Source organism: Kineosporia babensis (genome assembly GCF_021129305.1).
In the GTDB taxonomy this organism is placed as follows: Bacteria; Actinomycetota; Actinomycetes; order Actinomycetales; family Kineosporiaceae; genus Kineosporia; species Kineosporia babensis.
This window is the reverse complement of record NZ_JAJOMB010000003.1, coordinates 38,440-64,988: the sequence shown is the minus strand read 5'-3', so window position 1 is coordinate 64,988 and position 26,549 is coordinate 38,440. Positions and strand designations below refer to the sequence as shown.

The 26,549-nt window shown below is 68.7% G+C and carries 21 protein-coding genes; 11 read left to right on the top strand and 10 right to left on the bottom strand.

Going from position 1 to position 26,549, the window contains the following annotated elements; genetic code table 11:
* Positions 1 to 50: 50 nt before the first annotated feature.
* Both LR394_RS06205 and LR394_RS06200 read left to right on the top strand, forming a co-directional pair.
* Complete coding sequence (locus LR394_RS06205; protein ID WP_231439419.1) at positions 51 to 695, top strand: TetR/AcrR family transcriptional regulator; 645 nt, start codon at positions 51 to 53, stop codon at positions 693 to 695.
* Between the two features lie 30 nt (positions 696 to 725).
* Entirely contained in the window at positions 726 to 3,845 is a 3,120-nt protein-coding gene (locus tag LR394_RS06200; RefSeq protein WP_231439417.1) for an efflux RND transporter permease subunit, read from the top strand.
* 51 nt (positions 3,846 to 3,896) lie between these two features.
* Here the strand turns inward: LR394_RS06200 and LR394_RS06195 are convergent, their stop codons facing one another.
* The 3 genes from LR394_RS06195 to LR394_RS06185 form a co-directional block, all read right to left on the bottom strand.
* Positions 3,897 to 4,733, bottom strand: coding sequence for an ATP-grasp domain-containing protein (locus tag LR394_RS06195; protein WP_407936990.1), 837 nt, complete (start codon positions 4,731 to 4,733; stop codon positions 3,897 to 3,899).
* Positions 4,734 to 4,796: 63 nt separating this feature from the next.
* Positions 4,797 to 5,441 carry a DUF6518 family protein gene (locus LR394_RS06190; RefSeq protein ID WP_231439416.1) on the bottom strand — a complete coding sequence of 215 codons (645 nt, stop codon included), beginning with the start codon at positions 5,439 to 5,441 and terminating at the stop codon, positions 4,797 to 4,799.
* A gap of 407 nt (positions 5,442 to 5,848) precedes the next feature.
* Positions 5,849 to 7,297, bottom strand: a complete 1,449-nt coding sequence (locus LR394_RS06185) for a hypothetical protein (protein WP_231439415.1) — start codon at positions 7,295 to 7,297, stop codon at positions 5,849 to 5,851.
* Between the two features lie 323 nt (positions 7,298 to 7,620).
* Between LR394_RS06185 and LR394_RS06180 the strand changes: the two genes are divergently transcribed.
* A complete protein-coding gene (locus tag LR394_RS06180) occupies positions 7,621 to 8,208 on the top strand; it encodes a hypothetical protein (RefSeq protein ID WP_231439414.1) in 588 nt (195 codons plus the stop codon).
* Complete coding sequence (locus tag LR394_RS06175) at positions 8,205 to 8,759, top strand: hypothetical protein (RefSeq protein WP_231439413.1); 555 nt, start codon at positions 8,205 to 8,207, stop codon at positions 8,757 to 8,759. The genes LR394_RS06180 and LR394_RS06175 overlap by 4 nt, the downstream gene beginning before the upstream one ends.
* A gap of 27 nt (positions 8,760 to 8,786) precedes the next feature.
* Here LR394_RS06175 and LR394_RS06170 read toward each other — a convergent pair whose 3' ends face one another.
* Positions 8,787 to 9,485 carry a response regulator gene (locus tag LR394_RS06170; protein WP_231439411.1) on the bottom strand — a complete coding sequence of 233 codons (699 nt, stop codon included), beginning with the start codon at positions 9,483 to 9,485 and terminating at the stop codon, positions 8,787 to 8,789.
* Between the two features lie 751 nt (positions 9,486 to 10,236).
* On the opposite strand from LR394_RS06170, the gene LR394_RS06165 reads away from it, so the two are divergent.
* Positions 10,237 to 11,646 carry a globin domain-containing protein gene (locus tag LR394_RS06165; protein WP_231439410.1) on the top strand — a complete coding sequence of 470 codons (1,410 nt, stop codon included), beginning with the start codon at positions 10,237 to 10,239 and terminating at the stop codon, positions 11,644 to 11,646.
* A gap of 8 nt (positions 11,647 to 11,654) precedes the next feature.
* Complete coding sequence (locus LR394_RS06160) at positions 11,655 to 13,202, top strand: nitric oxide synthase oxygenase (protein WP_231439409.1); 1,548 nt, start codon at positions 11,655 to 11,657, stop codon at positions 13,200 to 13,202.
* 1,492 nt (positions 13,203 to 14,694) lie between these two features.
* Here LR394_RS06160 and LR394_RS42725 read toward each other — a convergent pair.
* Positions 14,695 to 15,999: a glycosyltransferase 87 family protein gene (locus LR394_RS42725; RefSeq protein ID WP_331283047.1), complete on the bottom strand. Its 1,305-nt coding sequence runs from the start codon at positions 15,997 to 15,999 to the stop codon at positions 14,695 to 14,697.
* A gap of 198 nt (positions 16,000 to 16,197) precedes the next feature.
* Complete coding sequence (locus LR394_RS06150; RefSeq protein ID WP_231439407.1) at positions 16,198 to 17,403, bottom strand: mannosyltransferase family protein; 1,206 nt, start codon at positions 17,401 to 17,403, stop codon at positions 16,198 to 16,200.
* Positions 17,404 to 17,561: 158 nt separating this feature from the next.
* On the opposite strand from LR394_RS06150, the gene LR394_RS06145 reads away from it, so the two are divergent.
* A complete protein-coding gene (locus LR394_RS06145; protein WP_231439406.1) occupies positions 17,562 to 19,562 on the top strand; it encodes a PrsW family glutamic-type intramembrane protease in 2,001 nt (666 codons plus the stop codon).
* Positions 19,562 to 20,275, top strand: coding sequence for a DUF7674 family protein (locus tag LR394_RS06140; RefSeq protein WP_231439405.1), 714 nt, complete (start codon positions 19,562 to 19,564; stop codon positions 20,273 to 20,275). The genes LR394_RS06145 and LR394_RS06140 overlap by 1 nt, the downstream gene beginning before the upstream one ends.
* Here LR394_RS06140 and LR394_RS06135 read toward each other — a convergent pair.
* A complete protein-coding gene (locus LR394_RS06135; protein WP_231439404.1) occupies positions 20,272 to 21,324 on the bottom strand; it encodes a YhgE/Pip domain-containing protein in 1,053 nt (350 codons plus the stop codon). The genes LR394_RS06140 and LR394_RS06135 overlap by 4 nt on opposite strands.
* 101 nt (positions 21,325 to 21,425) lie before the next feature.
* On the opposite strand from LR394_RS06135, the gene LR394_RS06130 reads away from it, so the two are divergent.
* Positions 21,426 to 22,082 carry a TetR/AcrR family transcriptional regulator gene (locus tag LR394_RS06130; RefSeq protein ID WP_231439403.1) on the top strand — a complete coding sequence of 219 codons (657 nt, stop codon included), beginning with the start codon at positions 21,426 to 21,428 and terminating at the stop codon, positions 22,080 to 22,082.
* Here the strand turns inward: LR394_RS06130 and LR394_RS06125 are convergent.
* The 3 genes from LR394_RS06125 to LR394_RS06115 form a co-directional block, all read right to left on the bottom strand.
* Entirely contained in the window at positions 22,079 to 22,783 is a 705-nt protein-coding gene (locus tag LR394_RS06125; protein ID WP_231439402.1) for an HAD family acid phosphatase, read from the bottom strand. The genes LR394_RS06130 and LR394_RS06125 overlap by 4 nt on opposite strands.
* Positions 22,784 to 22,956: 173 nt before the next feature.
* The gene (katG, locus tag LR394_RS06120; RefSeq protein WP_231439400.1) at positions 22,957 to 25,194 is read right to left on the bottom strand and encodes a catalase/peroxidase HPI; all 2,238 of its coding nucleotides are present in this window, start codon (positions 25,192 to 25,194) and stop codon (positions 22,957 to 22,959) included.
* 24 nt (positions 25,195 to 25,218) lie between these two features.
* The gene (locus LR394_RS06115) at positions 25,219 to 25,647 is read right to left on the bottom strand and encodes a Fur family transcriptional regulator (RefSeq protein WP_231439399.1); all 429 of its coding nucleotides are present in this window, start codon (positions 25,645 to 25,647) and stop codon (positions 25,219 to 25,221) included.
* A 305-nt stretch (positions 25,648 to 25,952) separates the two neighbouring features.
* Between LR394_RS06115 and LR394_RS06110 the strand changes: the two genes are divergently transcribed.
* The gene (locus tag LR394_RS06110; RefSeq protein WP_231439398.1) at positions 25,953 to 26,246 is read left to right on the top strand and encodes a hypothetical protein; all 294 of its coding nucleotides are present in this window, start codon (positions 25,953 to 25,955) and stop codon (positions 26,244 to 26,246) included.
* A 1-nt stretch (position 26,247) separates the two neighbouring features.
* Entirely contained in the window at positions 26,248 to 26,526 is a 279-nt protein-coding gene (locus tag LR394_RS06105) for a hypothetical protein (RefSeq protein WP_231439397.1), read from the top strand.
* Positions 26,527 to 26,549: the final 23 nt, after the last annotated feature.

The following is a 26,549-nucleotide window of genomic DNA, read 5'->3' as shown; positions in this document are numbered from 1 at the left end:
CAGAGCCTGCAAATTTGCAGGCTCTGCAAGTTCGTCCCTAAGGTGTGGCTGTGAGCCCCGGGGACAAGCCGCCACTCGGCCTGCGCGAGCGCCGGAAACGCGCCACCCGCAAGGCCCTCACCCTGGCCGCCCTCACCCTGGCCGCCGAGCACGGGATCGAGCACGTCACGGTCGAGGCGATCAGTGAGGCCGCCGGGGTCTCCGAGCGCACCTTCTTCAACTATTTCGCCACCAAGGACGACGCGATCCTCGGCGATCCGGCCGAGGACATCGCCCGGATCTGCGAGCAGATCCGTTCCGCGCCCGCCGAGCTCACTGCGCTGCAGGCCCTGTACCAGGCGCTGCACGGCGAGGTCGAGGAGATCCGCCACCATCCGGAGCTGTTCACCCTGCGGATGGCCGTGCTGGAACGTACTCCTTCGCTGTTCCCGCGGATGATGGCCGGCGGCGAGTCGGTGATCCGCGACCTCACGCATGCGATCGCCGAGCGTGTCGCGGTGCCCTGCGACCACCCTTTCCCGGCTCTGCTGGCCCTGACCGGGGCCTGCACCCTGCACAGCACGATGGTGCGCTGGCACTCCGCGGGTGGCCCGGGCGACCCCCAGATGCTGCTCAGCGAAGCTTTCGACCTGCTGCGCAACGGCTTTCCCGACCCCGTCACGACCACCGGCAAAGACGCCGAACCCGGCACCTGACCACCCCATCTTTCGACTGAGAGAGCAGGCATGTCTGTTCTGACCAGACTCAGCCTGGCCAACCGCGCGTTGGTCCTGCTGGTGTCGATCGCCATCACCGGGTTCGGCCTGATGGCCATCCCCTCGCTGAAGCAGCAGTTGCTGCCTTCCCTGGAGTTCCCGGCGGCGTTCGTCACCGCCACCTACTCCGGCGCCGCTCCCGACGCCGTGGAGTCGCAGCTGGTCGAGCCGCTCGAAGGAGCCGTGCGCGGCGTCCCGGGCGTGACCGGCGTGGTCTCCACCGCCTCGGAAGGTTTCGCCACCGTCCAGGTCGAGCTGGACTACGGCACCAACATCGACCAGGCCAGCAACCGGATGCAGACGGCGATCACCCGGATCAGCTCGCAACTGCCCGAGGGCGCCGACCCGCAGGTCCTGGCCGGCAGCACCGACGACTTCCTGCCCGCGGTGCTGCTGTCCGCCTCGGCCGGCAGCGGGGGCGACACCACGGCCCTGGCCGACAAGATCGAGCAGCTGGTCATCCCGGAGATCCAGGAGATCGACGGGGTGCGCTCGGCCGAGGTCACCGGTGCCCCGGACCGCCAGATCGTGGTCACGCCCGATCCCACCGAGATGGCCAAGGCCGACGTCGACAGCCAGGCGATCAGCGCCGCCCTCTCCGCCGCGGGCACCGCGATCCCGGCCGGTTCGGTGGCCGACGGCTCGCAGTCGCTGACCGTGCAGGTGGGCGGCGCGATCTCGACGATCGAGCAGCTGCGCAAGGTCTACGTCGGCGCGGTCGCGCTCGGTGACATCGCCGAGGTCGAGTCGGTGGATGTGCCGCCCACCTCGCTGACCCGCACCGACGGCGCCGAGAGCCTGGGTATCTCGGTAACCTCCACCCCGGACGGCAACCCGGTCGACATCTCGCACGCCATCCAGGACAGCGTGGACGACTGGCAGGCCGCCCTGGGCACCGACGCCCAGCTGGTCACCGTGTTCGACCAGGCGCCGTTCATCGAGCAGTCGGTGGAGTCGCTGGCCACCGAGGGTGTGCTCGGCCTGGTGATGGCCGTGATCGTGATCCTGGTCTTCCTCACCTCGATCCGCTCCACCCTGGTCACCGCCGTGTCGATCCCGCTGTCGGTGCTGGCCGCGCTGATCGTGATGTGGGTCGACGGGATCTCGCTGAACGTGCTGTCGCTGGGCGGTCTGACCATCGCGATCGGCCGGGTGGTGGACGACTCGATCGTGGTGCTGGAGAACATCAAACGGCACCTGGAGTACGGCGAGGAGAAGATCCACGCGATCACCACCGCGGTGCGCGAGGTGGCCGGGGCGATCACCGCCTCGACCATCACCACGGTGGCCGTGTTCCTGCCGCTGACCCTGGTCGGCGGGATCATCGGCGAGCTGTTCCAGCCGTTCGGCATCACCGTCAGCGTGGCCCTGCTGGCCTCGCTGCTGGTCTCGCTCACCATCGTCCCGGTGCTGGCCTTCTGGTTCCTGAAGCAGCCGACCGCCGAGGAACTCGAGCACGCCGAGGAGATCCGGGCCGCGGCCGAGGAGAAGGAACGAAAGAGCTTCCTGCAGCGGATGTACGTGCCGGTCATCCACTTCGCGGTGAACTGGCGCAAGAGCGTCATCCTGGCCTCGGTGGTGATCTTCGCCGCCACCCTGGGCATGGCCTCGCTGCTGAAGACCAACTTCCTCGACCAGTCCGGCCAGAACACGATCAACGTCACCCAGACCCTGCCGGTCGGCAGCAGCCTGCAGACCACCGATGCTGCCGCCGAGAAGGTCGAGGGCGTGCTCGCTGAGGAGGGCGACCTGGACTCCTACCAGGTCACCGTCGGCGGCGGGATGATCCCGGGCCTGGGCGGCAACGCCAACTCCGCCACCTTCTCGCTCACCGTCAACGAGGACGCCGACATCGAGGCGGTCACCGAGCGCCTCGAGAAGAAGGTCGCCGCACTCAGCGACGCCGGTGACGTGGTGGTCGGCGGGGCCCAGGCCGGGTTCGGCGCCAGCGACATCCAGGTGCAGGTCCAGGCCGGCGACCAGGACGTCCTGGCCGAGGCCTCCGAGCAGGTGCGGGCCGCGGTCGCCGAGGTCAGCGAGCTCAAGGACGTCACCAGCGACCTGTCCGAGGAGATCCCGCGGGTCGAGGTCGCCGTCGACCCGGAGAAGGCGGCCGGCGCCGGGCTGACCGAGCAGGCGGTGGGTGGCCTGGTGGCCAACGCCTTCCGCGGTTCGCAGGCCGGGCAGCTGACCATCGACGGGGTGCAGCAGAACGTCGTGATCAGCAGCGGTACCGAGGCCCCGGCCACGGTCGCCGAGGTGCGCAAGATCCAGATCCCGACCGCCGGGGGCCCGGTCAACCTGGGCCAGCTGGCCGAGGTCAGCACCGTGCCCGGCCCGGTCCAGGTCACCCGGATCGACGGCGCGCGCAGCGCCACGGTCAGCGGTACCCCGACCAACCCGGACAACCTGGGGGCGGCCACCAGCGCGGTCACCAGCAAGCTCAAGGGCCTCGAGTTGCCGGCCGGCGCCAGCTACACCATCGGTGGGGCCTCGGCCGAGCAGGGCGAGGCGTTCGGTCAGCTCGGCCTGGCCCTGCTGGCGGCCATCGTGATCGTCTTCGTGGTCATGGTCGCCACCTTCCGCAGCCTGGTCCAGCCGCTGGTGCTGCTGGTCTCGATCCCGTTCGCGGCCACCGGCGCGATCCTGCTGCTGCTGGTCACCGGCACCCCGCTGGGCGTCGCGGCGCTGATCGGCATGCTGATGCTGGTCGGCATCGTGGTCACCAACGCGATCGTGCTGATCGACCTGGTGAACCAGTACCGGCGCGAGGGGATGCCGCTGAACCAGGCGGTGGTCGAGGGTGGCCGGCACCGGCTGCGCCCGATCCTGATGACCGCCCTGGCCACGATCTTCGCGCTGCTGCCGATGGCGGTGGGCCTGACCGGGCACGGCGGCTTCATCTCCCAGCCGCTCGCGGTGGTGGTGATCGGCGGTCTGACCACCGCCACGGTGCTCACCCTGGTGCTCGTGCCCAGCCTGTACGTGCTGGTCGAGGGCGGCAAGGAGAAGCGGGCGGCCAAGCGCGCCGCCAAGAAGAGCGCGACGGCGGGCGAGGCCGAGTCGGCGAAGGAGCCGGTGAACGTCTGAGCCATCCGTAAGGGGCGGTCCTCGGGTTTCCGGGGGCCGCCCCTTCGGCTTTCAGCCCAGACTCGCGTAATGCCCTGCCAGCTCGGCAATATTGCTCGCCGGACAGTCGCTGACCTGCCCGTCGCCCAGCTCGATCACCCGCCAGACGCCATCGCGGCGCTGAGCCAGATCCACAGTCACGAACGGCAAACCCAGAGCACCAACTATGGACGCGTACGGCTGGGTGTCGACGGTGGCCGCGGGGAGCGCTTCGGGAGAGTCGGGGTGCGGGCCCGCCAGCACACAGACCCCACCGACCCACCAGGTGCGCACCTCAGCCGGCCCGAACTCCTCGAACCGGCGCAGCACATAGCCGCCGGTGAAGTCGTCCTCCCGCAGCTCCCGGAAGCGGCTGGCGACCTTCCACGCCGCCTGCGCGTCTTCCAGGTCGGGGATGAACGCGGCCTCGTGCCAGTAGTGCTTCATCGACTTCGTGTAGTCCCGGAGCACCGCCGCCCCGGAGCCCAATCTGCTGCGGGCATGGTCAAAGCCCTCCCGGGAGTCGTCCGAGCTCCAGGCGGCCTGCGGCGTCACGGAAGCCAAATCGCGGTACCAGCAGGGAAGTTCGTGGGCCCGCCGATAATCCTCGGCGCTGGTGACCATCTGCACGCCCTGCGCCTCCAGCGCCTGCGCCAACCCCGCGTACTGGCTCGCCGAGAGCATCCACCCCCGATACAGCGCCCGCCCGCCATCTTTCACCACCACGGAGCGCGCATCACCCCGGACCAGCGCGTCATGATCGACGCACACCACCTCCAGCCCCAGGTCGCGGGCGTGCGCCGCCTCGGCCGCGTAGTGCTCATCAGGACGGCGGGGGCGCAGTGGGTCGCCCGGGACCAGAAGCATCACGCCCGGCAGTATTCGCGCCGCGTCGTACCCCCGTCACGTTGTTTACGTCCTGTCCTGTGCACGTCAGGCGTAGGTGCCGACCGTGCCGTAGACCGGAATGAAGACCACGATCACTGCTGCGGTAGCCACCACCGCAATCAGCGCCGCTCGCCACGACGGCAGCCGTAGCAGCATCATGCCGACCAGGAAGGCCACACCGGCCACTCCGCTCAGCACCCAGTACACAGGACTGGTGGACTCCCCGACGTACCGCACGCCGTAGATGGCCTCGCCAATCGTTACCCCTGCCAGCGCGGCCGTTCCCAGAGCGGCTCGGATACCCCCGGCGCGCAGCCAGGCCGTGGCTACGCCGATGAACGGACCGGCCAGCGCTGCCGCCAGAGTCCAGAGCCAGGGGTCGTACGTCTCGCCGTAGTAGAGGGTGCGTCCGGCCGTGTAGCCGAGCATGAGCAGTACCCCGCTGACCGATCCCAGGACGGCCGCAAGCCTTACCTCGGCGCGAACCCACACCAGGAGGGCCACCATCAGCAGGAGCCAGCCGTTGGCTGAGTTGGCGAACGAGAAGAGTTCGTAGGGCAGCACCTTCTGTGCCCAGGCGGTCAGGGCGCCCAGTACCAGGCTGAGCACTGAAACCAGAATGCAGGTGTACGCCGTAATGCCGAAATTGCCGTGCCGGGGACTGCTCTGGCGCGTAAGGGATTCGCTCACCCCGGAAAGCGTGCCGCCCGCAGGGAGTGCGCGCGTCCGCCTGGAGTACCGAACCACCAACCAGAGGACGATGTGGCTGGTACCGGGGAACGACGTCCGTTGGTGGTGCCGAACCACTGATCAAAGGACGGTGTGGCTGGCAGTCGGGGACGGCGTCCGTTGGTGGTGCCGAACCACTGATCAAAGGACGGTATGGCTGGCAGTCAGGGACGGCGTCCGTTGGTAGTGCTGGACCACCGATCAAAGGACGGTGTGGGCGGCACTCGGGTACGGCGTCCGTTGGTAGTGCCGAACCACCGATCAAAGGATGGTGTGGCTGGCATCCGGGACGACGTCCGTTGATCTTGAAAGGCAGTGTCGGTGAGCCGCCGGCGTGAGCGGCCACCGACGTCCCGGCTCGGCTGCTGCTACTGCGGGGTGAGGATCGAGAGCTTGCAGTTGTGGTCCCAGTCGAAGGCGGCCTGGTAGAACCGGCCCTGCGGGTCACGGTGATTGCTGCCGGTGAAGGCCGCGATCGGGGAGTCGAACTGCTTGGTGGCCTTGTTGTTCGGGATGCTGTAGCTGACCAGGCGGGTGCCGCCGCCCCCGGAACCGGCGGTGGGGGAGATGATCGGCCAGCCCAGGATCTGCTTCTCGTCGGCGGTCATCTCGATGCCGTAGAAGTACATCACCCGGAATTTCTTGGCGTGGTTGTAATCGACCGGGTCGATGAACGAGCCGAGCGCGGTGAACGCCCCGGTGGCCACGTCCAGCCGGTACAGATTGCCGGTGACCGTGGACAGGTAGATCTTGTTGCGGTCGGCGGTGACGGCCTGGCCGTTCCAGAAGCCGCCCTTCAGCGAGACGCCGGTGTTGGTGAACGAGCCGGTAGCGATGTCGTAGACCCAGACCGGGTTGGTGTTCTCGCGCAGGCTCGGGTCCTCCGGACCGCGATAGGTGTAGATCTTGCCGGTCCTGGTCACCACGATCTCCCGGCTGACCATCTTGTTCATCGCCCAGGGGATGCCGGTGACGGTCTTCTTGATCGTGTTGGTGGCCGGGTCGAACAGGATGATCTTGCCGTGCGGGTGCGACAGGCAGACCAGGAGCTTGTGCTCGGGGGAGTAGCTGAGCGCGACGATGCCCTCGTTCTTGATCACCACCCCGCCGGGCAGGCCCTTGCTGATGTCGTCGAACGCGCCGGTGTCGAGGTCGTAGCGGAACAGGTGCGCGCCGCGGTAGTTGGGCAGGTCGGTGATCGCACCCTTGAAGTCGTGAAAGCCCTGCGAGGCCATGTAGAGCTTGCGCCCGACCTGCACGATCCGGGTGTGGCCCTTGGGGATCTGCTCGCCGGTGCGGATGTTGTCCTGCGCGGTGGCGACGTCGATGAAGCTGCCCAGGAACTGCTTGCCGCCGGTGTACGGGTTGTAGCGGAACAGCGCGGTGTCTTCCCGGCCGTCGGATCGGGTGCTGGTCCAGTTGATGTACAGCCGGTTCGTGTCGTCCAGGCCCAGCGAGTTCCAGCACTGGGTGGGTGTGAGATAGCTCGGGGTGACGGCGGCGAAGTCGGTGTAGCTGACCGCGAACGTGGCCGTTTTCTTCTTCGGGGCGGCGGGTGCGCCGAACGGTTTGACCGTCGGTAGCAGGGGGAGCAGGCCGGCCGCGGCGAGTACGGAACGCCGGGACGGTTGCGGTGGCTCGAGCGGTCGGGATGACTTGGACGACTGGGGCGGCTGGTCGGCGCTGGACTCGCTGATCGCTGTGGTGTCGCTGGACGAGCCGGCCGGGCTACCGGCGCTGATCCGGTTCGCAGGGCCGGCCGGGTTCGTCGGGCCGGTTGGGCTGGTCGGGCTGGTGGGGTTGAGGCGTGAGTCCATCTTCTGGTTTCCCCCATGACGACGGAGCCGGCGGCCGCGTCCCCCGACGCACTGTCCCGGCGCATGACGACGGCCCGGCCGCTCGGTGGCCGCGCCCCTGAGATGATCAAAACCCTTTTGACTGAGCGACCTTCGGGTAAGTTCGCGCCCGGTCGCCCTCAACAGGTTCACCCTGGGCAGGCGGTCCGTCAAGGGTTGCGCAAGAGCCTGATCGGGTGAAGGTGCCGATCGCTTTCGGTGGTTGCTCGTTGTCGGCGGTGGCGCCGAGGGGTTTTGGGTGGTTTTGAGATGCGAGTGATGGCGATTGCGTTGATCATGGGCGCGTGGTGGATGAGCTGACCGAGATCGCGGTACTGGCTCGCCGGCGGCACGAGCGCCAGTTGCGCTGGGCAGCAGTGGTTTACGCGGTTGTTCTGCCGCTCGGCCTGGTCGGCGGACTCTTTGTTGCTGCGGCGCAGGCCGGGGAGTCGGTACCCACGTGGTTGTGGGTTCTGGGCGCGGTGTTCGGTGGGTCGGTGGCGCTGATCGTGGTCCTGCTGATCCGGCGGGCATGGCGTCGGGGTTCTTCGTCGCTGCAGCCGCTGCTGCTGGGCGGGGTGGACAAGCAACGGCGCAAGGCGATCCTGCACGCTGTTCGCAGGGGTCGGCCGGTGGAGGCCCGGGATCACCGGATCGCTCGCGAGGTGGCTGAGCGGATCGTGTCGCAGCGGTGGCTGATCTGCCTGATGCCCCCGTTGGTGCTGTTGATCGCCCTGTCCCGGTTGCTGGCCGCCACCTGGTACCCGACCGACATCCTGGTCGGGGTGAGCGTGCTCGGGTGCCTGATCTCGTGGCCGTTCAGCCTGCGCTCGTTCCGCGGTGCCCGGGCCTGGCTGGCTCAGCACGGGAGCGAACCGGACACCCCGGCGTGAGAGAGCGGGCCCAGCAGGAGCAGGACCGGCGGCTTACCCGGGTGCTTCCGCTGCTCGTTCCGGTTGTACCCGCAGTGGTGGCACTCATGCTGTGGCTCGGGCGGGTGCCGTTGAACGCCTGGAGTGTGGCGGGGGTTGCGGCTTCGGCGGTGCCGCCGCTGGTCTTAGTGATCGAGTTCTTCCGGGTGCGAGGCAAGGATCGGCACTGGTTGCGGGCTCCGCTGGCGCTGGGGGTGGAGCCGGAGCGCCGCAAGGAGGTGCTGGCCCGGGTTCGCGCCGGGCAGGCGGTGGCTGAGCAGGACCAGGTGATTGCCGTGGACGTGGCGCGCAGGGCGTTGCAGCGCAAGCCGGTCACGTATGGTTCGGCGGCCCCGGTCGGGTTCCTGATCGTGGCCCGGTTGCTCTCCGGCGAGTTCCTTCCGGCGGACGTCGTGTTCTACCTGATCTTCGTCGGCATGATCGTCGTGGTCTCACTGAACCAGCGCGAAGTACGGTGCGCAGAGAACTGGCTGGCTCAGCACGCACCCAAGGTGAGCCGCCGCGGGCGATGAGGCGATCGTCCGTTAGTAGTTGACCGATTACTCGGCGTGCCAGTGGTAAAGGTTTTTCGGGCGGCCGGAGTTGCCGTAGCGCTGCGTCTGGGCCGCCATCCGGCGGGCGGTGAGCTCTTCGAGGTAGCGGCGGGCGGTGACCCGCGAGATGCCCAGGGCCTCGGCCACCTCGTTCGCCGTCACCGGGCCGTCCGAGGTGCGCAGGTGGGCGGCCACGCTGTCCAGCGTGCGCAGCGAAGTGGCGCGCGAGGCAACGGCTTCGGTGTGCACGTCGGGGCGTAGCTGGGCGATGGTCGAGTCGATGTCGTACTGGTTGATCGGCCCGGTCGAGGTGGACGTGCGGCGGTGGTAGGCCGCGTAGCGCCGCAGATGCCCCTGAAAAGAGCGCAGGGTGAGCGGTTTGAGCAGGTAGTGCACCACGCCGAAGGACAGGGCCGAGCGGACCAGGCCGAGCTGGCGGGCCGAGGTGATCACGATGATGTCGACCGGACAGTTGCGGGCCCGCAGGATCCGGCACAGCTCCAGGCCGCTGATGTCCGGCAGTTGCAGGTCGAGCAGGATCAGGCCCGGGGGCTCGTAGTCGATCTGCTGCAGCGCCTCGGCCGCGGTGTGCGCGACCCCGGAGACGGTGAAATCGGCCGTCTTCTTGACGTACTCGCCGTGCAGGGTGGCCTGGACCGGATCGGGCTCCACGATCAGCGTGCGGATCAGGTTCCCGGACCTCACAGCGGGCTCACAGTCGTCAGGGCCGGCCGGCGGGACGAGGCTGACGGCTGCGAATCGGGCAGGCCGCGGCCGGGAAGGCGGCGGTACCTCAATGTTCCTCCTCGCGCGCGGGTGGTCGATCCCCCCGATCGCGGCGTGGCGGACCGGGATGCCGCTGAGCCGAAGCGCTGATTGTATGGACAAGCTGTCGCCGGGCACCAGATGCGCGGTGTGGCCCGGCTTCGCATATCGCACGCAGGACTGATCGGGCGAGCGCCGGTGGGATGACGAGTCTCACGATTTGGACAGTTGGTGAAACACGCTGGGTTTGCTTATGGTTGCCCAACGTAGTCGAATTCCTACCTGGCGGGCCAGTGTTGGACCCTGGGCAGACTTCTGGCCGATGGCCTGGGAATGTTTGCCCGGTGAACATGGTTGCCGGGCAGGGTGATTCATCTCGGTTCTTGACAGACCCGGGGGAATCTGGTCGCAGGTGAACTCTGTCGTCCGCCAAAGATGTCCGGCGGCGATACGACCCTGTATGCACGCTGGTCACCGGCTTGTCCGGGTCGGCCGGTGGGTTTCGTAAGTTTTGTCGAGCTTGCATGTTCTTTTGGTTCTTTTGTAGAACGGTGCTCGACGCTTCGTCATCCGGTAGCCCTGCTCTCGCCTTGCGCCTGCCGACGGTTGGATCTCTAGGGAGAACTGGATGTTTCGCGAACCGCGACGATTGGAGGAGCTTCCTCCTTTCGATACGCGGACGATCGAGGTCGTGCGCAAGAGCTGCCAGGCTCTGCCGAAGGACAGCGTCCAGCTGACCGAGGAGTTCTACCAGCAGCTGTTCGACATGGCCCCGCAGGCCCGGGCCCTGTTCCCGCAGGACATGAGCCAGCAGAACGAGCGTCTGCTGAAGGCGATCCTGATGGCGGTGAACCACCTGGACCGCCCGGAGATGGTCGAGCTGCAGCTGCGCCGCTGGGGCGCGATCCACCGCCAGAAGTACGGCATCACCAACGATCTTTACGTCTACGTGGCCCATGCGCTGGTGCGCGCCCTGCGGGCGATGAACGGCGGCTACCTGGAGACGACGGTCGCCTCGTGCTGGATGGCCGTGTACGAGTGGATGGCCGCCGTGATGATCGACGGCGCCGACGCGGCCGAGGCCGGGGACCAGCTCGCCGATCCGGCCGGGCCGGGAGCCGGTTACGGCCCCGAGCACGGTGGCGGCGCTGAGCACGGCGGCTACGGCTCCGGTTACGACGTCGCGCCGGGCGGCGGCTACGGCGGAGGTTACGGCGCTGGTCCGGGTGCTGCTGTGCCCGTTGCCCAGGCTCCCGTCGTTCCCGAGCCGGTGCGCCCGGCTGCTCCGGTTGCTGTGCGCGGCAACGGTGTGCGGGGCGTCGGCCCGGCGGCCTCTGATCCGCCGCCGACCGCTCCGGCCGGGGTGCGGCAACTGAACACCGGTCAGATCCTGGCCAGCAACGCTGCGCAGTCGGGACCTAACGCTGCGCCGCAGCTTTACGCCGCTCCGCCGGCCATGTACGCGGCCCCGCCCGCGCTGTATGCCGACGCTGCGCAGGGCGAGGCTCAGCATCCGGAGTCGCAGCCGATGCCGGCCGGGCCCCAGTTCGCCGAGCGCCCGCAGTACGCGCAGCAGCCCCAAGTTCAGTACGACGAGGCGCAGGCAAGCTCGTACGGCGACCAGCAGTACGCACAGTCGCAGTACGCCGACGGTGAGTACGCCAACCCCCAGCAGTTCGATCAGCAGTACGCAGATGCCCAGCAGTACGAGGGTGTTCAGCAGTACGGCCAGGCGCAGCCGCAGTACGGGGGAGACCAGCAGTACGGCGGTATGCAGCAGTACGGGGACGTTCAGTACGCCGGCCAGCAGTACGCCGACGGGCCGTACGACGATCAGCAGTACAGCGACCAGCAGTACCGCGAAGCCCAGTACCCGGAGCAGGAGTACCCCGGGCAGCCGGAGCAGTACGGCCAAAGCCATTACCCGCAGCAGCAGTACGCAGACGCTCCGTACGACGAGCAGCAGTACCAGTACGCCGCGCCCGAGGAGCAGCAGTACCCGGCGCAGCAGGGTCCGTACCCGACGCAGCCGCACGGTCTGCCGCAGCACCCTGGGCGCACCACGCAACCTCGGCCGGGCCTGCCGGCTGAGTCTTGGTAAGGGACTGTATGACTCAGCAGAACCTTCACCGCAGCTCCGGCTACGGGGCGGACGGCTACGAGAGCGCCGCTCCCACCGTCCAGGTGAAGACCAGCACCGCCCCCGCCGGACTGCCCCTGGCCCCGATCGCGGCGCCTGAGCACCCGATGTTCCGCCCGACCAAGGCCTACCGGCACGACACCCAGCGCCCGGCGATCGACCCGGACCGGGTGGTGGCCGAGTGGCGGCTGATGTACGAGTGGCTCGAGCGGGATCCGGAGATGGTGACGGTCTGCGGGTTCGACCCCGCCGACCTCACCCCGCACGCCCAGCGGATGCGCCTGGTCGAGCTGATCGCCGAGGTCGGCCCGGGCCGCACGTTCACCGTGCACCCGGCCGAGATGCAGTTCTGGGTGCGCTATTCCTGGATCAACTCCGACCGCTGCTCCGGCCGGCAGCACGCCCTGCAGCACGCGGTGATCCAGTACCGGCCCGAGGTGCGCAGCGCCGTCGACATGCTCAAGGCCACGGTCGAGCACGCGGATCTGGCGATGACCGCGCCGGTGCCCCCGCAGACCGTGATCACCGTGCTCGGGATGCCCACCCCGCCGGGTGAGCTCGGGCAGATGTTCGTCACCGAGCAGATGCTGCGCGCGGCCGGCTACCGCACCGGCGACGGCGAGTGGACCGGTGACGGCGGCTACCTGGACGTCACCGACTGGGTGCGCTCCTACAACGCCCAGCACCTGATCGAGCCGATGCCCGGCTACCGTCCCGGCTCGTTCGACGTGCTGCCGATGATCGCGATGGGGGCCGCGGGCGAGCTGGTGATGGCCCCGGTGCCGAACATCAGCCGCTACCTGATCGACATCCCCTGGCCCAGGCACCCGGAGAGCGAGGGCCCGGCCGACGACTCCGGTTACGGCGAGCCGTTCGCCTGCTGGCCGGCCATCCCGCTGCAGACCAACTTCGACCTGGACATCGCCGGGCAGCGCTACTGCACGATCTTCAACGGCTGGTACGTGGACGAGGAGCTGGCCACCAACTTCCTCGACACCACCCGCTACAACTGGGCCGGGCGGATCAGCGAGGCGATCCACGGCCCGATCGACGAGCAGATGCTCTCGGCCACCGACCGGTTCGACGAGTACCGGATGGCCCAGGTCGAGATCGCCACCCTGCGCGCCATCCGGGCCGGGTTCAAGAGCGCCCGGATGAAGATGAACAACCTCACCGCCAGCCAGAGCGGGTTCGCCAAGTTCTGCCAGCGCCACCTCACCACGCACGGCGAGATGCCGCCGAACGACACCGGCTGGACGTCGAACCGGGTCGGCTCGCGCTACCGCTTCCCCAGCTACCCGGTGCCGCACGCGCCCCAGGTGAAGGGGGCCGCGCTGGTCAAGCACTGGCTGTCGGTGAAGTCGCTGCGCCCGGGCGTCCCGGTGCACGTGGTCGACCTGGACAAGCCCAACGAGTCGATGCGCTACGGCCGGCACGCCAAGTTCGCCGACTCGCCGGTCGCGATGTGGTCCGACGACGAGCCGGCCGCACCGCGAGGCTGTCCGGTAGGGCACTGACCGCCCGTCCTCACTGTTCATCTGGAGGTCGCGGCGATCGTCCGCGCCCTTCACGTCACCGATCGGCCGCTCCGGTCTGATCGGGGAACGTGACGATCGGTGCGTTCGGGATCCCGGAGCTGGTCCGTAGCAGGTTCTCGGGCGGGTCGTCAGACTCCAGACCGGTTCGCAACACTGCGCTGGGGCTGCTTGCGAGCGCGTTCGTCCTGCTGATCGTCCCTACGTTCCTGGGTTCTTCCGCCGCCACGCCGCCCCTGGGCGCCCGCACTTTCTGGCCGCCCTACGATCTCGGCCTTACCCCGGCGCCCGGTCTGGTGGTCGTGCTTCTGGCTACTGGCTTCGTTCTGGCTGCGCTGGGTCTGTGGCAGGCGCTGCGGGCGATCCGGCTGGGCTGGGCGCCGCGGGTGGACCGAGTTCTCAAGGCCAGCACGCTGATGACCCTGGCGCTCGTGCTCGTACCCCCGTTCGGCTCCGCCGACCACCTCAGCTACGCCGCGTACGGCCGGATCAGCGACTTGGGCGCCGACCCGTACGTGGTGGCGCCCAACACCTGGCCTACCTCTGACGCTGTGATCGCCGCGGTGGAGGCCCCGTGGGAGGGCACACCCAGCGTCTATGGCCCGATCGCCACCGCTCTGTTCCAGCTCCTGGCCGCGCTGGGGGCGGGGGAGCTGCGGATGACGGTGTGGCTGTGGCAGGCCGTGGTCGGGGTGGCGTTTCTGGCGACGGGCGCGCTGCTGTACCGCCTGGCCGGGCAGGACGAAACGCGGCGGGCCCGAGTGGCGGTGCTGTGGCTGCTGAACCCCGCGCTGCTGGCCATCCTGGTGGGTGGTGCTCACCTGGACGTGCTGGCGGTGGCGGCGGGCGTGGCCGGCATGGCGTTGCTGATCCTGCCCCGGCGGGGCGCCCTGCTGGTCCGGGTTCCCTTGTGGGTTCTGGCCGGCGCGGCCTTCGGGCTCGCGGCGGGTACCAAGCTGCCGTACCTGGCGGTGGCCGCGGCAGCCTGGTGGGCGATTCACCGGCGGCCCCCGGCGGAGCTGGCCGTGGCCACAACGTCGGCGCTGGTCGGGGGTTTGGCGGTGCTACTCCCGGCGCATGTCTGGGCCGGTCCGCACGCCTACGACCAGACCCAGAAGGCCAGTCACTTCGTCTCGATCGCCAGCCCCTGGCGTACGGTGATCAGCCTCCTGGAGGCCCTGTTCGGCCAGGCGGCGCGAAATGCCCTACCCCTGCTGTTCGCTGCCCTGGCGGTGCTGGTGATCCTGGCCGCCCGGCGGATCTGGCAGCCGGTGGCGTACAGCCGGGTCGGCACCGACGTGGAGGTCCGCAGCGCCGCCCGCGCCCTGCTCGTTCTCTCGCTCGCCTACCCGCTGGCCGCCCCGTACGTTCTTCCCTGGTACGACGCACCTGTATGGATAGCGCTCGTCCTGGCCGACGTCCCCTTGCTGTTGGAAGGTCTGCTCGTGGCCCGGCTGGCCGTGATGGCGATTTCCTACGTCCCCGGCAGGGCGGACGTACCCTCGTCCTTGGCCACCGAGGTCATGCTCGGAGTGCGCCACGTGGCCGCGCCGGTGCTTGTCTGCTGGTTGCTGGGCTGGTTGTTCGCCTCGGCCTGGCGGTCCGTGCGGTCGGAGGGGCTGCGGATCTCCAGGCTGCGGACCAGGACGAACGCGAGCGCCAGCACGGTCAGCCCGCGCACCACCATGGCCGTGTTACCCATCCAGCCGGGCGTACCCCACAGCCACGACCACTGACCCCACAGCCAGATGTCGGTGACGGTGAACAGAGCTACCCAGCGCCACGGCACCGCCAGGACGACGAGGAACGGCACCAGCCACAGGCCGTACTGCGGGGAGTCGACCCGGCCGACCGCGATGTAGCCGGCCACCATCGCCCCGGCCACCGCGACCGCGGGAAAACGCTCCTGCTTCAGGCCGATCCGGATCAGTACCGCCCACAGCGCGAACACCGTGGCCCAGGCGCAGAGGTTGGCGATCGAGGTCTGGTGCGCGTCGAAGACCCAGTACCAGATCGAGTTGGTGGTCCTGTCGTTCACCCGTTTGGACTGCATGGCGAAGGGCCCCCACCAGCCCTCGAAGTTGATCACCATGAACGGCACGTTCAGCAGCAGGGCGGTGCCGATCGCGGCGGCGACCATCCGCACGCCGTCCAGCACCCGCTTGTCCAGCAGGAGGGCGATCAGGAACGGCAGCAGCAGGAACCCGGGGTAGATCTTGGCGCAGGCTCCCAGCGACAAAAGGACGCCGGTGGCCACGTAACGCTGTTTGTGCCACGTCCACAGGGCGCCGGCGGTGGCCGCGACCGGCAACAGGTCCCAGTTCAGGTACGCGTAGGCGGCCAGTTGGGGTGAGAGGGCGAACAGCAGGGCGCGGGGGCCGGCGATCTTGTGCAGCGGAAGGACGCTGAGGAAGGCGAACGGGGTCAGCGCCAGGGCGGTGACGATCCAGAAGCCGTTCACGGAGTCGACCGGCAGCGCCGACAGCCAGGCGAACACCCCGGTCACGACCGGGTACTCGATCTGCCCGGCGCCCAGCCGGATCACCTCGTTGCCGGCGGCGTCGACGAGGTGCTCCACCGAGCCCTGGTACGGGGCGGTGTGCTGGGCCATGTCCCGCTGGTACCAGAGGGTCTGGATGTCGTTGTAGCAGACCTTGGGCTGGCTTCCGGGTTCCCAGTCGGTCAGGCAGTACGACTTCAGGCCGGCGGCGACGACCAGGGTCAGACCGGTGAGCAGAAGCAGGGGCAGCAACCTGAGAGCAAGGGCGCGTGACGACACGGGCCCCGACGATAGGGTTCGATCACGACGGGCAGGAACACCTGGGTCGCGGCGGTGCGAATGCTCAGCCAACATCAGGTGTTCCCGCCCTCGGCGTTTACGAGCTGCACAGCGGCCACCGGGCACCGGCTCAGCCAACACCGTGACCACGAGCGCGGCCACGTCCGGCCTCTGCACCCGCAGCGCATCGACTTCCCTTTAAGGAGGCGCGATCAGCGGTGCCCCCAGCCACAACACCGTCAGAACCACCTGCAGTGCGGCGAGCCCCGGCACCACCCAGGCCATATGCCTATGCGGCATCCACATCCCTACGGCAACAAACGCCGGCAGCAGCAAAACCTCAGCCCGCGGCCGGAAACCCACCTGGCTCGAGACCAGGCTGATCCCCACCAGCACGACCACGTAGGTCAGCCAGGGCAACGGCATCGGACGTTTGACCAGAGCCAGTACCGCCACGGCCAGACCGGCTACGGCCACCACCAGCACCACCCGCGACGGACTGTCCCACGGCCGCAGCACCCCACCCAGCGAAGTCAGCGCATGCTTGCCCCAGTCCATGTGCTGATCCCAGCCTTCCGACTGGGTACGTGACCACGTCGTCGCAGACCCCGTCCACGCCCAGACAAAACCCAAGTACCCCAAGATCCCAATGGGGGACGCGGCGACTGCGGCTACCGCTCGCCAGTCACCTTGTTTGTGTCGGAAGCTCAGGGCGGCCGCCACCAGCATCGCCACCGTTAAGGCAATACCCACGTCCGCCCGGACCGACCCGGCCAGCGCAGCCGCCAACCCCGCGATCAGCCAGCGTTCTCGGTAAGAGGCGACCAGCGCGATGCCGGCCAAAGCCACCGCCAACGCTTCGGAGTACCCCCACGAAAAGACCACGGCGCCAGGAAAGAACGCGAACAACACCGCGGCCCGCCGGGCTGCCTCGGGGGTGCGGATGAGCCGGCCCATCCGCTCGACCAGCAAAGTGGCGATGGCCCCGGCGATCAGCGAAACCACGAGCGCCGCCACCAACGGGCTCAGCCCCAGGACGTCCCCGGCCGCGATCGTGGCGGGATACCCAGGGAAGAACGCCAGGGTGGTCGGCCCGCCGTCGGCCGGTAGCGCACGCGGATACCCCTCGGCCGCCACCCGCAGGAACCACTGGGTATCCCAGCAGCGCAGCAACTCCCCGTACCCGTTGATGGGCTGGTCGGTGACGTCACCGCACCGAGGCCCGGAAAGATCCAGCCAAGCAACCGTCGCCGTGGCTGCGACAACGGTCAGCCGCGAGGCCAGGTAGATCAGCAGCAGAGAACCCGTTGCCCAGGCCGGCCCCGGAAGGCGCCGCCACCTGTCCGTCCACGAAGCATTCCGGTCCAGCTCGGCCTTCGGCGGCCCCAAAGTGGTTTCAGCCATGGCCGAACGCCCAGATCACGCGGAGAGGCTAGTCACCCCAGATGACCGGCAGGCAGACGCGACGGGACCAGCAGCTGTCGTTTTCGGGCACCAGGTTCGGCTGAGCGAGCTGCCCCTTTTGCCCTAGGATCGAGACTTCCTTGGGGGAGGAGGTCCGGATGCTGGTGCTGGCCATGGCGTTCACTGCGCTGTGGGGCGTGCTGCAGTTGGCGGTCCTCGGCTACGCCACCCGCTCGGTCCGCCTCGGCCTGCTGGCCCTGGCTGTGGGGCTCGGCTTCTACGGGTGCGGTCTGCTCGCCGTTGGCATCGAGTTCGTTCTGACCAGGGTTTACGCCACCGCCACCGGAGAGCCGCTCAGGGCTGTGGTGGAAACGGCCTCCTACACCACCGACCCGTTCGTCGAAGAGATCGTCAAGATTGCGCCGCTGCTGATCCTGGCCTGGTCGGTGCGCCACCGGGCGCAGCGCGGCCTGACCGACTTCCTGGTGCTGGGCGGGGCCTTCGGCGCCGGGTTCGGGCTGCTCGAGGCCACCATGCGCTTCGGCTCCCGGGCCGCCGGCGCGATCGGTGTGCCGCAGGGATGGGTGCTGCCCACCGGACTCTCCCCGCCCATCGTCCCGGACCCGTTGCACACCCTCACCCTTTGGTTACCGGCACCGGTCGGCGGTGACTACCTCTCCCTGAACCAGAGCCCCGGCCTCTCGGTGCACCTGGTCTGGAGCGCGGTGGCCGGGCTCGGGATCGGACTGCTGCTGCGCGGCCCTGGCCGGTTTCGTCTGCTCGGGCCTCTGCTGGTCCTGCTGGTCTCGCTCGACCATGCTCTGGTCAACTACGCCCTCACCCACCCCGGCAGTTCACTGACCTCGCTGGCCGGATACTCGCAGGACCTGCGCTGGATCTGGCCTCTGCTGGCCCTCGCCGCCGCGGTCGCGCTGGATCATCAGGTGCTCAGCCGGATGCGCCAGGCCCACCCGGCCCCGCTCGCCGCGGAACAAGCTGGTGCCCAGGGCCTGATCCGCTTCGCCGGGCTCGGCCTGCCCTGGACCCCGCTGCTGTTCACGCGGTACCTCAGTCTGCGCCGCGCCACCTGGTACAGCTTCGAGTCCCGCCGGGGCGACGGAGAACAGCTGCTGGCCGAGCTGGAGACGGTCCGGCAGCAGATGGATGCCGCGGACACGGCTGACTCCTGGCGTCCGTGGCGGGGATTCAGCCGGATCAGTCGTGACCGCCGGGCCGCCCTGACCCGGTTCTGGCCGCTCCTGCTCTGGGCCGTGCTTCTGCTCCCGGCCGCGATCTACTACGGCCTCGGCTCCACGCCATGGGCTGCTGGTGTGCAGCGTTCGGTGAGCGAGCATCGTCCGTTGTTCGTCCTCATGCTCCTGCTCCCCGGATTGCTGGGGCTGGCCCTGCTGGGGTGGCAGCTGTTCACCGCGGTGCGCAGCCTTCCCACCGTCCGGACCTCCTCGTGGGCCGACCCGGCCACCGGCCTGTACCTACGCATCGGCACCGCCTTGGGAGCCTTCGCCCTGGGCAGCCTTTCGCTGGTCCACTGGGTGGGCGGTGGTGCGCCGGACCAGCCGGTGATCCAGAACGTCCACGTACTCGATGCCCTTTCGTCCATGCTGCTGATCGGCGGCATCGCCCTCACCCTGGGCGCCTTCGTCTTCTTCCCGCCCTCGATCGGGCTTGCGGCCGTGGTCACCTCGGCTGGCGCCACCGTGCTGGTGCCGACCGCGACGATGAGCGGCGCGTTCGTCACCACGGCCACCCTGGGACTGGCCGGGGTCATGCTGTCGCAGGCCGCCGGGCCCGGGCAGCCCGGCTCCGGCAACTCCGGCGGGGTACCAGACTTGCCGCAGAAACCCCCGGCCCCGATCCCACGGGTACGGCACTGGAGACTGCAGAACATCGTCAAGGAGCTCTACAAAGGCACCACCCGCAGCAACCGGGTGGGCGACGGGACCACGATGGACGCCATCCGCAACGAACTGCGCACCGGGCGGCCGACCGGGGGTACCTTCCACCGGGAGAAGGGCGAGGTCAGTCTCAACGGGATCAACCGATGGCTGAGAACCTACGAACGCCAGGCCAGCAGCGAAGACGTGAAGTGGGCCCGCTGGCTGAAGACCGAACTGCAGCGGGCGCTGAAAGGACAATGATGACAACCGTGCTGGACGAGTTCGCCGAGCGCGTGCTCGCCGCCGTCCCCGCCGCCCACGAGCGCTACGAAGCCGTGGCCGCCCAGTGCCGCGAAGAAGGCCTCGACGAAGCAACCCCCGAGATCTTCCTGGCCCGCTACAGCGGCGACGTCCTGCGCGGTTTCGCCGCCGATCCGGCCTCCTGGCGGGCGCAACTCACGGATCTGGCCGCCGTCCTGGAGCACGAGTTCGGCCGCGACCCGGAAGTTGACTCGGTCATCGACTTCGCCTTCCTGTCCCAGTTCCCCGGCTCGTCCGCCCACCCCGACCCAGCGCAGTACCTGGGCCCGAAACTCCGGCCGCCGGTGCAGACCGCCCGGGACTGGCGGGCCGCCCCGGGCTACATGGACCTGGTGCACCAACTGCTCGCCGCGGTGCCCGCGCTGCAGCGCTGGGCCCAGGAAAACACTTACGGCGACCACCAGGACGTCCTGATCCACACCTTCTTCGGCGATGTCCTGGCCTGGCTCACCGAAGAGGTCGAGGCCGGCCGCACCGACGAGGCCCGCGCAGTCATCGACGTCCTGGAACAGGCGTGCACCGGCTCCCTGGCCGAACCCATCGCCTCCGGTTTCGTGGAGGGGTTGCCCGAGCCGGGTGAGGACGGGCAGCAGATACTCGAGTTCCTCGGCCCGCGACTGCGTGCTCAGCTCGCCCTCCAACGTGACGGCTAGCGGGCTCCGGCCGGCACCCGTCGCCGGCCGGCCAGGAACACCAGCGTCGCCCCGGCCAGGAACCAGCAGCCGAGCACGAGCACGGGCTGAAGCCAGCCGTTGCCGTCGAAGAACGCGGTGGAGCGCAGCAGGTAGCCGGATGCGCCCGGCGGCAGGAACTGGCCGATGGCGCCGGAGAAGCCGGGCAGCATCTCGGGTGCGCTGGTCGTGCCCGACAGCGGGTTGCCCAGGAGCATCATGGTCGCGGCGCCGAGCCCGAAACCGGGCATGCCGAGCAGGGCTTCCAGCCCGAGGATGATGGTGGACGTGGCGGCGACGGCGAGCGCGATGGCGCCCGCGTTGGCGAGGTAGTTGCCTTCCAGGGAGCCGAGCCAGAACTGCAGGATCGCGGCCATGGCCAGGCCGCCGGTGACCGAGAACGCCAGGGCTCCGGCCAGACGCTGGGTGGCACCCTTCACCCGGTTGGTCAGGAAGAGCGCGGCCAGGATCCCGCCGATCACCAGGGGCAGCGATCCGGCGGCAAGGCCTGCGCCGCGGGGGTCGTCGGCGGGTAGCGGAGCGAGGTCGCGGACGGTGGCGGCCGGGGTGTCGCCGGCGCTGAGAGCGGTGCCGAGGGCTTGCAGGGTCTGGGCTACGGCCGGGCTGGCCGCGGTGGCGGTCAGGACGGTGGGGGTGCCGGTGCTGACGTCGATCGCGCCGTAGACCTCGCGGTCGCGGATGGCGGCTTCGGCGGCTGAGGTGTTGGCCACGGGGGTGATGTCGAAGGCATCGGGGGCGCGCTGTTCCAGGGCGTTGGTCACCTGGTCGACGGCCTGGGCGGGGCCGGCCACGGCGATCGGGACGTCGTGGATCGAGGAGCGGGCGGCGGGCCAGGCGAAGGCGGTGAGCAGGACGCTGATGATCACGGTGAGCAGGGTCACGACGGCGGCGACCTGGTTCCACGGCGATACGCCCGGGCTGGTGGGCGCGTGGGCTGAGGTCGGCTGCGGGGCGGTGCTGAGCTGGGACCTGGGGTCAGGGACCGGTGCCGGGGTGTGCTCCGGGGTCATGACTGCTCCTAAAGAGAACGGACGTTCGTTTTATGCCTTGGGTAGCGTGATCCCGCCCCGCGTATTTGTCAAGAACGAACGTTCGCTTTTAGGCTGGCCGCATGCCGCGCGTCACCGAGGAGTACCGAGCCGCCCGCCGCCAGGAGATCCTCGCGGCCGCCGGAGAGCTCTTCGCGCGTAACGGCTTCCACGCCACGTCAATGGCGGACATCATCTCGGCCTCGGGCATGTCGGCCGGTGCGGTCTATCGCTACTTCCGCAGTAAGGATGAGCTGATCGGGGCAGTGGCCGAGAACGTGCTGCAGAATGCCGACGGGGCGTTCGCCCGGCTGCTGGAGAGAGAGGCTACGCCGGCGCCGGTCGAGGCGCTGCGCACCATCCTCGAAGGCGTGCTCGACGGCGTTCTGCGCAACAACGAGCTCGGCATCGACCTGACCCGGATCGTCCTGCAGGTCTGGGCCGAGGCCGGGCGGAACTCGGAACTCGGCCAGCGGGTCGATGACGCGTACCGGCGCCTGCGGGGGCATCACGCCGAGGTTGCCCGCCGCTGGCAGGCCGCGGGCAACCTGCCGGCCGATGCTGATCCGGAACAGGTCGGTGCTGCCATGCTCGGCCTGGCCCAGGGCTTCCTGATCCAGAACCTGCTGGTCTCCGACACCTCGCGGCTGGGCTACGTGGCGGGTGTCGAGGCTCTGCTGGGCGGGGCCGATCGTGGCACGCCCAAGGCTGTTACAGCGGCGAAGGACGCGCCCGCTTAGGGGAGCAGGTACATCCGGTTGGGTAGCTTGAACGTCCGCCGGGCGTAGGCGCCCTCAAGGTCTGACTGCTGATCCCCGATGTTCGCGATCACGTCATACCCCTGCGCCTGCAGGTGGGCCCGCGTCGCCGTCTTGAAAGCCACTGTGCTGTGCGAAGAAGTACCCTCCACGAGGGCCGGAAGATACTCCGGGAACGGTTGCGTGCCGGGCTTGCAGAACAGCTGCGCCGGTTCCGCATAGCCCTGTTCGAGCAGATTCTGCAACGTGATCTGATGAATCTGATCGGGCCGAGAAGTCAGGTAGAACAGGGCGAAACCGCGCTCGGCGGCCCAGTGGGCGAACTCCGGCACACCAGCCACCGCCTGCATCTGGCAGCTCATGACGTACTTGGCAAACGGATGGACGTCGTGCCAGCCGGCGAAATCCGTTGCCGCGCCGTAGGTATAAGTACTCAGCGCGGTATCGTCCACATCCAGCACGATCGCCGCCCGCTCCGGCACCTGATACTCGCCCAGCCAGACCTGCGCATCGTCGAGTACCGACCGCACGTCGGCCAGATAGGGCGACGCTGCGGCAATCTGGCCGGAGCCGGAGTCGCCGTAGTACGAGCGCACCTGCGCCGGCGTGTAGCCGGAAGGCTCGAAGCGCAGCAGCGGGGCGGAACCGGCAGATGAACTCATCGGTGACCTCTCTTTGACCAACGACCGACAATACCCATCAAACCAGCCACCCAAGGACGCTTCGTACCCGACCCGGCCACAACGTCTCCAGTTGGAAGCGCCGCAGGCCAGAACCAAAGAACCCAACAGCCAAACAGCAACGGACGAGGGCGACCGGTTGAGCCGGCCGCTCTCGTCCGTCGGTGGTTCTGCTTCTACTTCAGGTCGAACCGGTCGGCGTTCATGACCTTCACCCAGGCCGCCACGAAGTCGTGGACGAACTTGGCCTTGGCGTCCTCGCTGGCGTAGACCTCGGACAGGGCGCGCAGTTGGGAGTTGGAGCCGAAGATCAGGTCGACCGCAGTGGCCGTGTACTTGGCCGAACCCGTTGCCAGGTCGCGGATCTCGTACAGGTGCTCACCCTCGGCGGCGGCTTTCCACTGCGTGCCGGGGGAGAGCAGGTTGACGAAGAAGTCGTTGGTCAGCTGACCCGGCTTGTCCGTGAGCACACCGGCCTGGTTGCCGCCGACGTTGTTGCCGAGCACCCGCAGGCCACCGATCAGCGCGGTGGTTTCCGGCGCGGTCAGGTCCAGCATGTAGGCACGGTCGACGAGAAGGACCTCGGGCTGGGTCTTCTCGCCGGGGCGCAGGAACTGGCGGAAGCCGTCGGCGCGGGGCTCCAGCACCGCGAACGACTCCACATCGGTCTCTTCCTGCGTGGCGTCGGTCCGGCCCGCGCTGAACGGCACGCTGACCTCGACCCCGGCGTCCTTGGCGGCCTTCTCGACCGCGGCCGAACCGGCCAGCACGATCAGGTCGGCCAGGGAGATCTGCGCGCCACCGGCGCTGTTGAACTCGCCCCGGATGTTCTCCAGCGAGGAGAGCACCTTCGAGAGCTGCTCGGGCTGGTTGACCTCCCAGCTCTTCTGCGGCTCCAGGGCGATCCGGGCACCGTTGGCGCCACCGCGCTTGTCGGTGGAACGGAACGTCGCGGCGCTGGCCCAGGCGGTCTGCACCAGCTCGGCCACGGACAGGCCGGACTCCAGCACCTTGGCCTTCAGCGTGCTCACGTCCGCGTCGCCGACCTGGGTGCCCGCAGCAGCCGGAACCGGGTCCTGCCACAGCTGCGGCTCGGCCACCCACGGGCCGAGGAAGCGGCTGACCGGGCCCATGTCACGGTGCAGCAGCTTGTACCAGGCCTTGGCGAAGGCCAGCGCGAACTCGTCCGGGTGGCCCAGGAAGCGCTTGGAGATCGGGCCGTAGATCGGGTCGAACCGCAGCGACAGGTCGGTGGTGAGCATGGTCGGGCGGTACTTCTTGGACGCGTCGTAGGCGTCCGGGATAATCTCGTCCTCGGTCTTGGCCACGTAGTGCTTGCCGCCGCCCGGGCCGGTGGTCAGTTCCCACTCGTAGCCGAACAGGATCTCGAAGAACCGGTTGCTCCACTCGGTGGGCCGGTCGGTCCAGGTCACCTCGATGCCGGAGGTGATCGTGTCCGCGCCCTTGCCGGTGCCGTGCGGGTTGAGCCAGCCCAGACCCTGCGCCTCGATCGACTCACCCTCGGGCTCGGGGCCGACGTCGGCGGTGTGCGCGCCGTGCGCCTTGCCGAAGGTGTGACCACCGGCGATCAGCGCGACGGTCTCCTCGTCGTTCATCGCCATCCGGGCGAAGGTCTCGCGGATGAACGCGGCCGCCTTCAGGAAGTCGGCGCTGCCCTTGGGGCCCTCGGGGTTGACGTAGATCAGGCCCATCTCGGTGGCCCCGACACCCTCGAGCATCTTGTCGTCGGCGACGTACCGGCTGTCGGCCAGCCAGGTGTCCTCCGGGCCCCAGAAGATCTCCTCGGGCTCCCACACGTCCGGGCGGCCGAAACCGAACCCGAACGTCTTGAAGCCCATCGACTCCAGGGCCACGTTGCCCGCGAGCACGAGCAGGTCGGCCCAGGAGACCTTCTGGCCGTACTTCTGCTTCACCGGCCACAGCAGGCGGCGGGCCTTGTCCAGGTTGGCGTTGTCCGGCCAGCTGTTCAGCGGGGCGAAACGCTGGCCGCCGTCACCGGCGCCACCCCGGCCGTCCTCGATCCGGTAGGTACCGGCGGCGTGCCAGCTGAGCCGGATCATCAGGCCGCCGTAGTGCCCGAAGTCGGCCGGCCACCAGTCCTGCGAGGTGGTCAGGACCTGGGTGATGTCGGCCTTCAGCGCCTCGACGTCGAGCTTGGCGAACTCGCTCGCGTAGTCGAAGTCCTCGCCCAGCGGGTTGCCCTTGGAGGAGTGCGCGTGCAGCACCGACAGGTCGAGCTGGTTCGGCCACCAGTCCCGGTTGCTGCGCGGGTTGGGGGTCGTGGCCTTGGGCGCGTCGATCGCCGGGTTCTCGCTCTCGCTACCCGAGGCGGTGGCCGAGTCGTGTGCGACCGGGCAGCCGGAGGCCTTCGGGTCCTGGGCGTCGCTGCTCATGAGCATCCTTCCGGACTGGCGAATTCAGTGAGAGTTGCGTTCGGCCGCGCACTCGGGGCAGGTACCCCAGTACACGACCTCCGCCTCGTCGACCACGAAGCCGTGGTCCTCGGAGGCGGAAAGACAGGGGGCGTGGCCGACGGCGCACGCCACGTCGGCGATCGCGCCACAACCGCGGCAGACGATGTGATGGTGGTTGTCACCCACCCGCGTCTCGTACCGCGCGGTGGCGCCCATCGGCTGGATGCGCCGGACGATGCCGGCATCGGTCAGGGCCCGCAGCACGTCGTACACCGCCTGGTGCGAGACCGCCGGGTGCTCGGTCCGGACCAGATGGATCACCGTGTCGGTGTCCACGTGCGGGTGGTCGTGCAGGGCGGCCAGAACGGCCAGCCGGGGCCGCGTCACGCGTAACGAGGCCGCCCGCAGGATGGCCTCGTGCTCGGACGTCATGCGGACGAACCTAGACCCTTGTTTGGAGTCAATCAAGTTTTTGGACGCGTGTTCGTTCGCGCGCCGTTGCGCCCGGCGGGTGCTGGGGGCATCGGAGGAGGCGCCCGTGCCTTCACGAATATCGTCAGCGCAGCCGGTGGGGATGCGTCGGCACTGGGGGCAGGTCCACTGGGGTATGGCCAATCTCAAACCCTACGGAATCGCCCCCGTACTGCCCTCGCTTCGCTGTGGGCCGGGGTGGATGCCTGACTGCGACTACGTTCGTCCTTGACCGCATTGCAAGTGCATTGCAACATAGGTGTGCGATGAACGAGGATCAGCCGTCCTACATCATCACCGACAACGCTCGCAGCAACTTTCGCAGCGAGGGGGTGAAGGAGTCGGAGGTCGTCTCAGCGCTGGCGTGGAGCAGGCGACTGTCGCTGGCTCTGGGGGAGGACGTGACCGCGGTGCTGGCCCGGTCTCATTCGGGCAGCATGCTGTATGTCCTGCTGGAGGAGGTGGAGTCGGTCTGGCCGATCGCCTGGACCGTGCTGGCGGCCCGAAAGATGATGCCGGTCGAGGAAAACCGCTTCAAACGGTACGTGGAGGATGACTGAGATGGACCAGGACAAGGTGCAGGAACTGCTGAACACCGACCTGACCCCGTTGATGACCGAGGAGAACCTGGAAGTCAACAAGACGGTACGGCTGTCGCTGGCAATGACTCAGGCCATCGAGGCCGAGGCGAAGCGGCAGGGGGTAAAGCCGTCAGCCCTGATGCGCCGCTGGATCGAGGACGGGCTCAGCCGAAGCGCCGGTCAGCCCAACAACCTTTCCGTTCCGCTGGAGGAACTTCTGCGAGTTGTGCAGCAACTCGCGCGCCCGGCGGCCGCCTGAGCGCAGAGCTTGGGGTCTTCACC